The 12,740-nt window shown below is 64.6% G+C and carries 11 protein-coding genes and 1 tRNA gene; 3 read left to right on the top strand and 9 right to left on the bottom strand.

Annotated features, from left to right (window positions below):
* Positions 1-74: 74 nt before the first annotated feature.
* The gene (gene crgA / locus QRN54_RS26635; protein WP_019746229.1) at positions 75-338 is read right to left on the bottom strand and encodes a cell division protein CrgA; all 264 of its coding nucleotides are present in this window, start codon (positions 336-338) and stop codon (positions 75-77) included.
* Positions 339-440: 102 nt separating this feature from the next.
* On the opposite strand from crgA, the gene QRN54_RS26630 reads away from it, so the two are divergent.
* Entirely contained in the window at positions 441-1,154 is a 714-nt protein-coding gene (locus QRN54_RS26630) for a DUF881 domain-containing protein (RefSeq protein WP_020967993.1), read from the top strand.
* A gap of 22 nt (positions 1,155-1,176) precedes the next feature.
* Positions 1,177-1,842, top strand: coding sequence for an aminodeoxychorismate/anthranilate synthase component II (locus tag QRN54_RS26625; protein WP_003942537.1), 666 nt, complete (start codon positions 1,177-1,179; stop codon positions 1,840-1,842).
* Positions 1,843-1,899: 57 nt separating this feature from the next.
* Here the strand turns inward: QRN54_RS26625 and pknB are convergent, their stop codons facing one another.
* From pknB to QRN54_RS26590, 7 genes are all read right to left on the bottom strand, one after another.
* On the bottom strand, positions 1,900-3,825 hold the full coding sequence (pknB, locus tag QRN54_RS26620; protein WP_007729221.1) for a Stk1 family PASTA domain-containing Ser/Thr kinase: 1,926 nt from the start codon (positions 3,823-3,825) through the stop codon (positions 1,900-1,902).
* Entirely contained in the window at positions 3,822-5,180 is a 1,359-nt protein-coding gene (locus QRN54_RS26615) for a protein kinase domain-containing protein (RefSeq protein ID WP_063315330.1), read from the bottom strand. Before QRN54_RS26615 ends, pknB begins: the two co-directional genes overlap by 4 nt.
* 3 nt (positions 5,181-5,183) lie before the next feature.
* A complete protein-coding gene (locus tag QRN54_RS26610) occupies positions 5,184-6,650 on the bottom strand; it encodes a peptidoglycan D,D-transpeptidase FtsI family protein (protein ID WP_007735774.1) in 1,467 nt (488 codons plus the stop codon).
* The gene (locus QRN54_RS26605) at positions 6,647-8,098 is read right to left on the bottom strand and encodes an FtsW/RodA/SpoVE family cell cycle protein (protein WP_007735775.1); all 1,452 of its coding nucleotides are present in this window, start codon (positions 8,096-8,098) and stop codon (positions 6,647-6,649) included. Before QRN54_RS26605 ends, QRN54_RS26610 begins: the two co-directional genes overlap by 4 nt.
* Entirely contained in the window at positions 8,098-9,522 is a 1,425-nt protein-coding gene (locus QRN54_RS26600; RefSeq protein WP_054188724.1) for a PP2C family protein-serine/threonine phosphatase, read from the bottom strand. Before QRN54_RS26600 ends, QRN54_RS26605 begins: the two co-directional genes overlap by 1 nt.
* Positions 9,519-9,983 carry an FHA domain-containing protein FhaB/FipA gene (locus QRN54_RS26595; RefSeq protein WP_003943418.1) on the bottom strand — a complete coding sequence of 155 codons (465 nt, stop codon included), beginning with the start codon at positions 9,981-9,983 and terminating at the stop codon, positions 9,519-9,521. Before QRN54_RS26595 ends, QRN54_RS26600 begins: the two co-directional genes overlap by 4 nt.
* Before the next feature lie 186 nt (positions 9,984-10,169).
* Positions 10,170-11,588, bottom strand: coding sequence for an FHA domain-containing protein (locus QRN54_RS26590; protein WP_217018180.1), 1,419 nt, complete (start codon positions 11,586-11,588; stop codon positions 10,170-10,172).
* A gap of 254 nt (positions 11,589-11,842) precedes the next feature.
* On the opposite strand from QRN54_RS26590, the gene QRN54_RS26585 reads away from it, so the two are divergent.
* Positions 11,843-11,928: transfer RNA gene (locus tag QRN54_RS26585), tRNA-Leu, on the top strand.
* A 52-nt stretch (positions 11,929-11,980) separates the two neighbouring features.
* On the opposite strand, the gene QRN54_RS26580 is transcribed toward QRN54_RS26585, so the two are convergent.
* Complete coding sequence (locus QRN54_RS26580; protein ID WP_064688157.1) at positions 11,981-12,322, bottom strand: hypothetical protein; 342 nt, start codon at positions 12,320-12,322, stop codon at positions 11,981-11,983.
* Positions 12,323-12,740 lie beyond the last annotated feature (418 nt).

Below are 12,740 nucleotides of genomic sequence, written 5' to 3'. Positions count from 1 at the left end.
TCCACAATGGGGATGAATGACACCCATGTAATTGAGAGACTGTCACGATTCGAGTCGAATCAGATAATGGCTGGTCAGCGCCATCTCATGGTCATCACAAGACCCACAACCATGAAGCCGAAGCCGACGAGGAAGTTATAGTTTCCCAAGTCGTTCATCCACGTGATCGAATCCGCGGCCAAGTAGTACACAATCAACCACGCCAGGCCGAGAAGCATGAATCCGAGCATCACGGAGACGTACAACGTGCTCGACGGACCCATCTTCACCTTCACCGGAGTGCGGTTTGCTGGGTTGACTGTGTAGTCGTTCTTCTTACGGACCTTCGACTTGGGCATGGCGTCCTCGCTCTACGGTGTGACCTGCATGTGTTACCTACACGCTAACGTAGCTGTGTCCAGTTGGTCACCGGCCGACCTGCACAATCCGGGAGGAGCCACGTGTCTTCGGGTGAATCTTCACGAACCGTCTGGCACATCGGTGTACTTGCCGTCTGCCTGGTAGCCGGTCTGATGGTTGCCACGGCGCAGAGATCCGCCGAGGAAAATCAGCTGCAGGTCACCGAAAGCACCAGGCTCTCCGATCTGGTCCGCAGTGCACAGGCCAATGCCGAAAAAGTTTCGGCCGACCGGGACGAACTTGCCGCTCAGCTCGATTCGCTGCAGGAAGACGCCGCTCGGTCCGACGCCGGCGTGGCCGCCGCTCTCGGTGACATCAAGAACATCTCTGCCGACGCGGGACTGACGGAGATGACCGGCCCCGGCGTCGTGGTCACCATGACGGACGCTCCGCGCAACGCCGACGGCAAGTATCCGGTCGACGCCACCCCGGACGACCTCGTCGTGCATCAGCAGGACGTCCAGAGCGTCCTGAACGCACTGTGGGCGGGCGGTGCCGAAGCGGTGGGCATGCAGGACCAACGGATCATCAGTACGTCGGCGCCGCGGTGCATCGGAAACACTCTGCTTCTGCACGGTCGCACCTACAGTCCGCCCTACGTGATGAGTGCCATCGGTGACGTTGCGCGCCTCGAGGCGGCCCTCGCCGCCGAACCGGGCATTCGGATCTACAAGCAGTACGCGACCCGCTTCGGCCTCGGGTACACGCAGGCAACGCCGTCGCAGATCACGGTCCCCGCCTATACCGGCGGATAGCACGGGCGTTTACCCTGCTCTCATGAGGATTCTCGTCGTCGACAACTACGACAGCTTTGTGTTCAACCTGGTGCAGTACCTCGGCCAGCTCGGAACCGAAGCCGTGGTCTGGCGCAACGACGATCCACAACTGACGGCAGACCTCGAAGGTGCAGTAGCGCAGTTCGACGGCATTCTCCTGAGCCCGGGCCCCGGAACTCCGCAGCGCGCGGGAGCGACGATGGATCTGGTGAAGGTCTGCGCCGACACCAAGACTCCGCTGCTCGGCGTCTGCCTCGGACACCAGGCGATCGGTGCGGCTTTCGGCGGAACCGTCGACCGCGCGCCCGAACTGCTTCACGGCAAGACGAGTCTGGTTCACCACAAGGACGTCGGCGTCCTGGCCGGGCTGCCCGATCCGTTCACCGCTACCCGCTACCACTCGCTGACGGTTCTCGAGGACACCATTCCCGAGGAACTCGAGGTGACCGCACACACCGAGAGCGGCGTCGTGATGGCGATGCGTCACCGCGAACTGCCGATTCACGGCGTCCAGTTCCACCCCGAGTCCGTACTCACTCAGGGTGGGCACCGGATGCTCGCGAACTGGCTCGCAGTCTGCGGTGAGGCGCCTCCGGAAGGACTCGTCGCAGCCCTCGAGGCCGAGGTCGCGTCGGCGCTCGGTGGCGCATTACCCGCAATTCTCTGACACCTGTCCACAAAAAAGTGCCTCCCGGAAATCTCCGGGAGGCACTTTTTCACTTTGCTAGCGGCCGGGGATTCCGAGCGCTCCGACGCTGACGGTGATGACCGCGTCCTTGGAGATCTCCGAGCCCGGAGGCTGGGTCTGCGAGACGATCTTGCCCACCATTTCCGGGGTGAGCGTCGTGCTCTGGTTCTGCACCAGCTGCGAAGCGGTTCCCGCCCAACCGGCTGCGCGAAGCGTGCTCAACGCTTCCGACACCGTCTTGTTGGTCAGATCAGGCATCGCGACCTGGTTGCCGTTGGACACTCGTAGCGTCACGGTCGAACCCTTGGTGGCCGACGTACCGCCGGTCGGGTCGGTCGAAACGACCTGCCCCTTCGGCAGACCCGAATCGATCTCCGTGATCTGAACGACGAACCCGGCACCTTCGATGTTGGGCCTCGCCACCTCTTCACGCTGACCGGTGACGTCCGGGACACGAACCTGCTCCGGTCCGGTGCCGACAGTGATCGAGACCGCGGAATCGAGAACAACCGACACTCCGACGGCAGGATCCTGATTGACGATCTTGTCGACCTCGGCGACGGTCGATGCCGCCTTGCCGATGGTCGGATCAAGTCGGAGTCCGACGGAGTTGAGCTTCTTCTCCGCGTCGTCCTGGCTCAGCCCGGTCAGGCGTGGGATCGCGACCTGCTCGGGGCCGGTGGACACGTCGATGGTGACGGTGCTGCCCTTCTCGATGCGCACCCCGGCAACCGGACGCGTCGTGATGACGTTTCCGGCGGCGATCACCTTGTCCGTCTTCTGCTGACGCTCCACCTGGAATCCGGCGTTGGTCAGCGTCGCCTCGGCGACGTCGGCGGGCTGGTTGGTCAGGTCACCCGGAACGGTCACCATCTCGACCTTCGGCGAGTTCACCCGAATGAGGAAGAACGTCACCAGACCGATCACCAGAAGCGCCGCGATGCCCATCAGGGCGTAGCGTCCGCCCTTCTTCTTGGCAGGCGGCTCGGCGGCGCGAGTTGTCCTCGCAGCAACCGGCTCGACCGGATCGGGAGCAGTGCGGTAGTTCCCGGTGTCGGAGCCGACGGCGCCGAGGATGGTGGTGCGGTCCTCGTCGTTCATCACCATCGGCGCACTCGGACGCTGACCGCCCAGAACGCGTACCAAGTCGCTGCGCATGTCGCCGGCGCTCTGGTAGCGGTTGGCCGGGTTCTTGCTCATTGCCTTGAGAATGATCGAATCCAGCTCGCGCGGAATGTCGGGATTGATCTCCGACGGCGTCTGCGGATCTTCACGAACATGCTGGTACGCCACGGCGACCGGTGAATCACCCTTGAAGGGCGGCTCGCCCGTCAGAATCTCGAACAGCACACAACCGAGCGAGTACACGTCCGAACGCGCGTCCACCTGCTCACCTCGCGCCTGCTCCGGCGAGAGGTACTGAGCGGTGCCGATCACGGCGGCCGTCTGCGTCATCGGGCTCGACGCGTCGGAAATGGCACGGGCGATACCGAAGTCCATCACCTTCACGGCGCCGGCACGGTTGATCATGATGTTGGCGGGCTTGACGTCGCGGTGCACGATGCCGTTGCGGTGGCTGAAGTCCAAAGCGGCACAGACGTCCGCGATCACTTCCATCGCCTTGCGCGGAGCCATCGGCCCGGTGCTGCGCACGATGTCACGCAACGTGTCGCCGTCGACGTACTCCATGACGATGTACGGCAGCGGCCCGGCGTCGGTCTCGGCTTCACCGGTGTCGTAGACGGCCACGATCGCCGGATGGTTCAGCGCAGCAGCGTTCTGCGCCTCACGACGGAACCGCAAGTAGAACGTGGGATCGCGCGCGAGGTCTGCACGCAGCACCTTGATCGCGACGTCGCGGCTGAGTCGGAGGTCGCGCGCCAGGTGAACCTCGGACATTCCGCCGAAGCCGAGAATCTCACCCAGCTCGTAGCGGGAGGAGAGATTGCGGGGTGTCGTCATTGGTCTTGTCCTAGCGGTTCTTCAGCGTCTCCGGGATCCGCCAACGGCTCAGTGGTCGTTGTGGTCGTCGTTGTCGTCGTGGTGGTGGTTGTGGTCGTCGGAGTTGTTGTTGTCGTGGTCGGCGTTGTCGTGGTGGTTGTCGGCTCGGTCGTGGTTGTCGTCGGCCGAGTCGTCGTTGTTGTCGGCTCGGTGGTCGTCGTTGTCGGCCGAGTCGTCGTCGTGGTGGGCTTGGTCGTCGTCGTGGTCGGCAATGTCGTGGACGTGACGACGGGCGGCGTCGGGTCGCTCGGACCGTCGGTTGCGATCCAGACTCCGCCGATGATCAACGCCAACAAGATCAATCCGCCGCCGGCCCACGCCACGGCCTTCTGCCCACTGGTCAGTCCGCCGGCTGCCGCGTCGTCCGCAGCAGCGGCGCCCGTCACCGGACCCGCGTACGTCGGCGGCATGACCTGCGTGGCACCCGTTGCCGGCAACGCGCTCGCGGCACCGGTGGCGAGCAGACCGGGCGGCGGTGGACGCCTTCCTGCCCGAACGGCTGCAACGGCGTCGGCGAACTCGCCGCCACTGGCGTAGCGGCCGGCCGGATCCTTGGTCAACGTGATGTCGATGAGCTCGCGGATGTTCGGCGGCAGGTCGGCCGGCATCGGAGCCGGGGTTTCCTGCACGTGCTTCATCGCGACGGTCAGCGCGCCGTCACCGGTGAACGGGCGTCGACCCGAAAGTGCTTCGTATCCGACGATTCCCAGCGAGTACACGTCACTCGCCGCGGTCGCGTCCTGACCGAGAGCCTGCTCGGGCGCGATGTACTGGGCGGTGCCCATCACCATTCCCGTGCGCGTGACAGGTGAGTTCTCGACGGCCTTGGCGATGCCGAAGTCCGTGATCTTCACCTGGCCAGTCGGCGTGATGAGGATATTGCCCGGCTTCACGTCGCGGTGCACGACACCGGCGTCATGTGCGACCTGCAGGGCGCGGCCGGTCTGCTCGAGCATGTCGAGGGCATGCGGAACCGCCAGGCGGCCGACGCGTGCCAGGACAGCGTTGAGCGGTTCACCGTTGACGAGTTCCATCACCAGGTACGCCGTGGAATCACCCGAGCTGTCGCGGGTCTCGCCGTAGTCGTAGATTCCGGCGATACCGGGATGGTTGAGCTGTGCGGTGGTGCGGGCCTCGAAGCGGAAGCGCTCCAAGAACTCCGGATCGGAAGAGAACTCGGACTTGAGTACCTTGACGGCGACGCGACGGTTGAGCCGGGAGTCGGTGGCTTCCCACACCTGACCCATCCCACCGGTGGCGATGAGACGGATCAATCGGTAACGATCGGCGATCAAAGCGCCGTTGTTCAACGCCACGGTTCAGCCCCCTTGGATTCCGGCTGCGATGACTGCACGACCGATCGGCGCAGCAACCGAGCCACCGGTAGCGGCAAGTCCGCGGTCACCACCGTTCTCGACGATGACGGCCACGGCGACCGTCGGATTCTGCGCCGGTGCAAAAGCGATGTACCAGGCGTGCGGCGGAGTTTCCCGCGGGTTCACGCCGTGCTCCGCGGTACCGGTCTTGGACGCGATCTGAACGCCGGGAATCTTGCCGTCGCCGCCGGTGAAGTTCTCCGAGCCGATCATCAGATCGGTCAGCGTTGCCGCAACTGCCGGCGAGATCGCCTGACCCATCGAAACCGGCGACGGTGTACTGAGATCGGTCAGATCCGGTGCCTGCAACTGGGAGATCAGGTTGGGCTGCATCCGCACTCCACCGTTGGCGACGGTCGCGGCGATCACTGCGTTCTCGAGCGGGGTCACCGCGACGTCACGCTGGCCGATGCTGGTCTGACCGAGAGCCGCGTCGTCGGAGATGTCGCCGACCGTGCTGTCTGCAACCGGCAGCGGGATCGCGGGAGTGTTGGGTCCGATACCGAAGGCGCTGGCCTCGTCCTTGATGGCGTCGGCGCCGTCCTTGATGCCCAGTTCGACGAACGCCGTGTTGCACGAGCGCGCAAACGCGTCGCGCAACGACGCCGTCGGGTTGGGGCCGCACGTGCTGCCGTTGTAGTTCTCGAGGGTCGTGCTGGTGCCGGGCAGCGTGATCTGCGGCGCCGCGGTCAGCTGGTCGTCCGGGGTCGCACCGTTGCCAAGAGCTGCGGCCGTGGTGAGCACCTTGAACGTCGAGCCGGGAGGGTAGGTCTGCGAGATAGCGCGGTTGACCAACGGATCGTTGGGATCGGCATTGAGCTCGTCCCACGCCTTCGTGGTTTCGGCGCCGTCGTGGCTGGCAAGCAGGTTCGGGTCGTAGCTCGGAGTGCTGACCATCGTCAGGATGCGTCCGGTGCTCGGCTCGATGGCGACGACGGAACCGGTGTAGCCCTTGCTGGTCAGCTGGTCGTAGGCCACCTGCTGCATGGCCGGATTGAGCGTCGTGACGACGTTGCCGCCGCGCGGATCGCGTCCGGACACCAGGTCGAAGAAGCGCTGACTGAACAACCGGTTGTCCGAGCCGTTGAGAATCGGATCTTCGGTGCGCTCGAGGCCGGCGCTGCCGTACTGCATCGAGTAGAAACCCGTGACCGGTGCGTACGGGTACGGATTCGGATACTCGCGCAGGTACTTGTACCGGTCGTCGGTGGCGCGGGAGGCGGCAAGCACCTGACCGGAAGCCGAGATCTGACCTCGCTGGCGTGAGTACTCGTCGAGCAGCACCCGCGAGTTGCGCGGGTCGGCTCGCAGGTCGTCAGCTTTGATGACCTGTACGTACGTGGCGTTGGCGAGGAGCGCGACAACCATCACCATGACGGCCATCGCGACGCGGCGCAGTGGAGTGTTCATACGCGCGGCATCATCTCGGTATTGGCGTCAGCGATTGGGGGCGGACCTTTCTTCTTCGTCACTACCGGCGCACGAGCCGCGTCCGAGATCCGGACGAGGATGGCCAGCAGTAGGTAGTTCGCGAGCAGCGACGAGCCGCCGTACGACATGAACGGTGTAGTCAGACCCGTCAGCGGGATCAGCTTGGTGACGCCGCCGACGACGACAAAAATCTGGATCGCGATCGTGAACGACAGACCGGCGGCGAGCAGTTTGCCGAAGCTGTCGCGCACGGCCAACGCCGTACGCAGGCCGCGCACGATGAGGAGCAGGAACAGCATCAGCACAGCGGCCAGGCCGATCAGGCCGAGCTCTTCGCCGATGGTCGCGATGATGAAGTCCGTCTTCGCGAACGGCACCTGGTTGGGGCGGCCGCTGCCCAGACCTGTTCCGGCGATACCACCGGTGGCCAGGCCGAACAGCGATTGCGAGATCTGATAACCGGTGTTGGCGTAGTCGCCGAGCGGGTCCAGCCAGGTGTCGACGCGCACGCGCACGTGTCCGAACATCTTGTAGGCGAAGAAGAATCCGATGGCGAGCAGTCCGCCGCCGATCACCAGCCAGCCCACACGTTCGGTCGCGATGTAGAGCATCACCAGCACGGTGCTGAAGAGCAGCAACGACGTACCGAGGTCGGTTTCGAAGACGAGCACGCCCACCGAGACGATCCAGGCGAGCAGGATCGGACCGAGGTCGCGGGCACGCGGAAAATCCATGCCCAGGAAGTGTTTACCGGCCGAGGTGAACAGGTCGCGCTTGGCGACGAGCACGGACGCGAAGAAGATGATGAGCAGGATCTTCGCGAACTCACCTGGCTGAATGCTGAATCCGGGCAGGCGAATCCAGATCTTCGCGCCGTTCACGCTCGAGAACTTCGCCGGCAGGATCGCGGGAATCGCCAGGAACACCAGGCCTGCGAGGCCGAGCGTGTAGCTGAACCGCGCCATCAGGCGGTAGTCCTTCAAGAACACCAGCAACAGCACGAATCCGGTGATCGCCAGTGCAGTCCACATGACCTGCTGGTTCGCATCCGGAGACGGTGCCTCGACGCCGTTGTAGAGCGCTGTCTGTTCGTCGGCGAGGTCGAGCCGGTGGATGAGCACCAACCCCAGGCCGTTGAGCAGGGCGACGATCGGGAGCAGCAGCGGATCGGCGTACGGCGCATACCGCCGAATTGCCAAGTGCGCGATCAGGAACAAGCCCGTGTACGCAAGCGCGTACTTGGCCAGATCGAGAGTGATCTTCTGTTCCTGGCTCGCCTCGACGAGCAGAAGCGAGACCGTCGTGATGATGACGGCAAAGCCCAGGAGCAGCAGCTCCATGTTTCGACGGGTCGACTGGACCGGCGCCGGGGCAAAACCTCCGGGCGGACTCGGAAAAGCCGTCCCCGCAGCTGCGTTGGACGACATCAGTTGACCGTCCTGCAAGTCTGACCGGGAACTTCGGTCGGCGTCGGCGTAGTCGTGGGTGCCGCCGTCGTCGGCGCAGCAGGCTCCCCGGGCGGTGCGGGGGGCGGCGTGGTCTCCGGTGCCGGCGGGGGAGTGGGCGTGGCCGTCGTCGTCGGAACCGGCTCACAACGAGGCAGCAGATCGCCGCCGATGAGACGGATCATCTGGCTCTGCGCATCCTCACGCTTGCCTGACGGCAACCCGGCGCGCACCTGCTCCTGCGCAGACGGCTGCAGATCCGTCACTTCGAGGATGTTGCAGTTGCTGGGAATCGCGTCGGGGGAGACGAGGGTCAGGACGTCGTCGTCGCCGACGCAACCCACCAGATCCGCGTCTTGCAGCGAGTAGCCGAGCACCGAACCAGGGATGCCGCGCAGCACCGTCACGCGGCCGTTGTCTTCGCCGACGTAGTAGTTGTTGCGGATGACGGCGCGGCCGATCACTGCGCCGACACCGACCAGCGCGATCAGCACCACGGCCAGGACCACCCACCACAACCGGTTCCGCTTCTTCTTCGGTTCCGGTTCGGGTTGGGAGACAACTCGCTTGGGCGTCGCGCGCGGCGGACGCATGGCAGCGGCGCGGCCGGCAGCGGTGTTGGGGGGAGGGGCGTCCTCTTCCTCTTCCGTCGACGCGGCGCCCGCGACGATGGGATGCGACTGGCCGTAGTCGAGGTCGATGACATCGGCGACGACGACGGTGACGTTGTCGGGACCGCCGCTGCGCAGCGCCAATTCGATGAGACGGTCGGCGCACTGCTCCTGCGAGCCCTCGCGCATCGTGTTCTCGATGGTCTCGTCGCTGACCACGTCGGAGAGGCCGTCGGAGCAGAGCAGGTAACGATCGCCGGCGCGGGCTTCGCGCACGGTGAGCGTCGGCTCGATCTCGTTGCCGGTCAGCGCCCGCATGATCAGGGATCGCTGCGGGTGCGTGTGTGCCTGTTCGGCGGTGATCCGGCCCTCGTCGACCAGCGACTGAACGAACGTGTCGTCACGGGTGATCTGCGTCAGGTGGTCGTCGCGCAGCAGGTAGGCGCGCGAGTCGCCGATGTGCACGAGGCCGAGCTTGCTGCCCGAGAAGAGGATCGCGGTGAGCGTGGTGCCCATGCCGTCGAGTTCGGGTTCTTCCTCGACGTGATCGGCGATGGAATCGTTGCCCTCGCGGGTGGCTGCCTCGAGCTTGCCGAGCAGATCCTCGCCGGGCTCGTCGTCGTCGAGATGCGCCAGGGCGGCAATCATCAACTGCGACGCGACCTCACCGGCCGCGTGTCCGCCCATACCGTCGGCCAAGGCCAGCAGGCGTGCACCGGCGTAGACGGAATCTTCGTTGTTGGAGCGCACGAGACCGCGGTCGCTGCGCGCCGCGTAGCGGAGAACAAGGGTCACGGGCGTAGCTCGATTACCGTCTTGCCGACGCGAACCGGGGTGCCCAGCGGCACGCGCACCGCAGTGGTGACCTTGGCGCGGTCCAGATAGGTGCCGTTGGTCGAACCGAGATCCTCGACGTACCAGTCGGCGCCGCGCTGCGAGAGCCGCGCATGGCGCGTCGACGCGTAATCGTCGGTGAGAACGAGCGTCGAATCATCGGCGCGGCCGATCATGACCGGCTGAGAACCCAGGGTGATGCGGGTACCGGCGAGGGCGCCCTGCGTGACCACCAGGTACCGAGGCACCTTCGCCTTGCCCAGCGAGGGCAGGACCTTTCCGGCGCGGGTGTACCGCGGCGGAACCCTGACCCCGGAGCCGGCATAGATGTCGGAGCGGAGAGTGCGGAGGACTGCCCAGACGAACAGCCACAGTAGGAGCAGGAAGCCCGCCCGTGTGAGTTGCAGAATCAGGCCCTGCACGGCTGTCCACCTCCTTCTATGGCTCGAGCCCCGCCGCAGCGGGGTTCGAGCATTGTCGACTGGCAGCATCATAGGGGGCTCTGGGCCCCGAAGATCACGATACTGACAGCCGCGTGACGGCGGCGCGCCGACGGACCGCCGAATGTTCGATTGTTATCGGAAAAATCCTGGCGTCCGTTTCTCAGCTCAGAGAATGCGAACCAGAATCTCCGAGTGACCTGCACGAATGATGTCGCCGTCTGCCAGCTGCCAGTCCTGGACCGGTGCTCCGTTGACGGTGGTGCCGTTCGTGGATCCCAAATCGGACAGCATCGCGGTGCGGCCGTCCCAACGGATGTCGATGTGGCGACGTGAGACGCCGGTGTCCGGGAGGCGGAACTGAGCTTCCTGGCCGCGGCCGATGACATTGCTGCCGTCGCGAAGCTGGAAGTGGCGTCCGCTGCCGTCCTCGAGCTGCAGGGTTGCCGTCAGGCTCTGGGCCGTCGGTGCGTAACCACCCTGCGGCTGGGCGTAACCCTGCTGCGGGTAGGCCTGCGTCTGCTCGAAGTTGCCGCCCTGCTCGTAGCCACCCTGCTCGTACGGCTGCTGTGTGTACGCCTGCTGGTCGTAGCCGCCCTGCTGGTAGCCCTGCTGGTCGTAGCCCGGCTGATCGTAGGACTGGCCGTTGTACGGCTGCTGGTAACCCTGCTGGTCGTAACCGCCCTGCTGGTAGCCCTGCTGGTCGTACCCACCCTGGTACGCCTGCTGGCCGTAGCCCTGCTGGTCGTACGGCTGCTGCTGGTAACCCTGCTGGTCGTAGCCGCCGCCCTGCTGGTCATAGCCCTGCTGGTCGTAACCGGCCTGCTCGTACGGCTGCTGCTGGTTCGGGTACGCCTGCTGGTCGTAGCCACCCTGCTGCTGGTTGTAGCCCTGCTGGTCGTCGCCCGTGCGGTAACCGTCGCCGCGGTCGTAACCGTTCTGGTACGGCGCTTCCTGGCCCTGCGGAGCGGCGTAACCGCCGTCGTCGTGGGAGTACCCGTTCCGTGCCGGCTGCTGCGGTTCGGGCTGGCGACCCGCCGGTTCGCGGCTTGGTTCGTAGCCTGAGTTCTGCGTCATGGGGCCGGCTCCTGGTTGTGACGGGACTGGATTGGAAACAGGGGGAACAATCGGTGCGGGTCGCTGAGGCGGCCGTTGTGGAGGCCGCGACGAAACCTGCGGAACATGCGACGGCGGGGATGCCTGCTCGGCGTCACCATCCGGGTCGACGGTTCCGCGGGTGCGGAACTGACCGGTGTGGAGCGTAGGCGAAGGCTCGAAGGTGACCGAGATGTCGCCGTACGTCTGCCAACCCTGATCGCGGATGAAATCCTGCAGGTGTCGGCTGAAAGCTTTTGTCGTCAGTTCGCGATCTGCTGCCAGCTCTTCGTGATCGGAGTTGTTGATGGTGATCACGTAGTTGTTGGGGGCGAGAAGGATTCCGCCGCCGAGGTGCTCGACGCGGTCACGTGCCTCCTGCTGGAGCGCCGCCTCTACTTCCTGCGGCACAACACCACCACCGAAGACCCGCGCGAATGCGTCGCCGACAGCTCCTTGGAGCTTTCGTTCGAAACGCTGCACGATGCCCATCGGGCCCTCCTCTCGCCTCGCATCTACGACAGCAAAATGCTCGGCAAGTAGCGCCGGCACCGCCTTGTCGCGTGTCGTCCAAACTGCTGTACAGGTTCCACGGTACTGTCAAATGACGCTTCGGCAGTACCTGGCCGCTGTTTCAGCATGGTATCGGTTCTGGGCTTTCGGGTGCTCGGTGTTCATCGATTCGTGCCCTGAGCTGCACGAATAGAACTTTCAAAGTTTGTCGTGATAATGTTTCGGCGTTGCTCGGGCGAGTGGCGGAATGGCAGACGCGCTGGCTTCAGGTGCCAGTGTCCTTCGGGACGTGGGGGTTCAAGTCCCCCTTCGCCCACCACAAGACGAGGCCCTAACTCCTTTGAGTTGGGGCCTCGTTTTTTTGTTGTCGGCTAACTGGCCGCAGCCTGAATGAAGCTCAGAACGAAGTCCAATGCGGTGCCCGCAAACGGGTCGCCGACTGGTTGAGGGGCCGCGGCGGGCGCAGTGATCTGAGGGGTCATCATCCCTGGCGGCAGTGTGCCGGGCGGGAGATTGATGATGGCGTTGATGTCGTAGATGGTGTTGCCGGGACCGTTGGTCACCGCGAAAGAGATACTGCCGAAGTCGACGACCGGAGTGTCGGCTGATGCAGTACCCACTGCACTGCCGAAGGTGATCGCGGCAGCGAGCGCGCCAACGCCGAGGGCGGCGGTGGTTCGGGACAAACGAGTAGGCGTTTCGAGTCCATTCACAGATGTGCTCCCTTTCGTGGTGACAGCATCCGTGCGTGGACGCCGAGCAGCCAGGAGATTGCAACTACTGCCGAGGAAGATAACGGACATTCACCCCATGGCGGAGTGGTTCGGCACGAAGTGCTTCGTCGTTCCCAGCAGTCAGAGACTTGGGACTTGCCCGGGTGACTGCCCAGGAGATTCTTGTCGTCTTGGTTGAACGTCTGTTGGCCGACGAACCCTCAGTAACGGGTAAAACGTGACGTTCTCGCTCGACGCTGACCCTTTTCGTATGTACGTATATCCGTAGATGCGGACATACACGGAAAGCTAAATGGGGGTCCCACAAGGAGGCAACCCGGCGAAGCTCCAGACCGGGAACCTTTGGAAGACATCTCACGGGGTGTAGGAGTCAAGCCGCGATCGGGAGGGGAGGTGG

Origin of the sequence: Rhodococcus sp. MEB032 (genome assembly GCF_030208925.1) — a bacterium.
Taxonomy (GTDB): Bacteria; Actinomycetota; Actinomycetes; order Mycobacteriales; family Mycobacteriaceae; genus Rhodococcus_F; species Rhodococcus_F qingshengii.
The sequence above is the reverse complement of the archived record's forward strand: the minus strand, read 5'-3'. Positions and strand labels throughout refer to the sequence as shown.

Excerpts from the sequence above, each read along its gene's own strand:
- crgA (WP_019746229.1), bottom strand. The coding sequence starts at position 338 with ATGCCCAAGTCGAAGGTCCGTAAGAAGAACGACTACACAGTCAACCCA.
- QRN54_RS26625 (WP_003942537.1), top strand. The coding sequence starts at position 1,177 with ATGAGGATTCTCGTCGTCGACAACTACGACAGCTTTGTGTTCAACCTG.
- pknB (WP_007729221.1), bottom strand. The coding sequence starts at position 3,825 with ATGACGACACCCCGCAATCTCTCCTCCCGCTACGAGCTGGGTGAGATT.
- QRN54_RS26610 (WP_007735774.1), bottom strand. The coding sequence starts at position 6,650 with ATGAACACTCCACTGCGCCGCGTCGCGATGGCCGTCATGGTGATGGTT.
- QRN54_RS26605 (WP_007735775.1), bottom strand. The coding sequence starts at position 8,098 with ATGTCGTCCAACGCAGCTGCGGGGACGGCTTTTCCGAGTCCGCCCGGA.
- QRN54_RS26590 (WP_217018180.1), bottom strand. The coding sequence starts at position 11,588 with ATGGGCATCGTGCAGCGTTTCGAACGAAAGCTCCAAGGAGCTGTCGGC.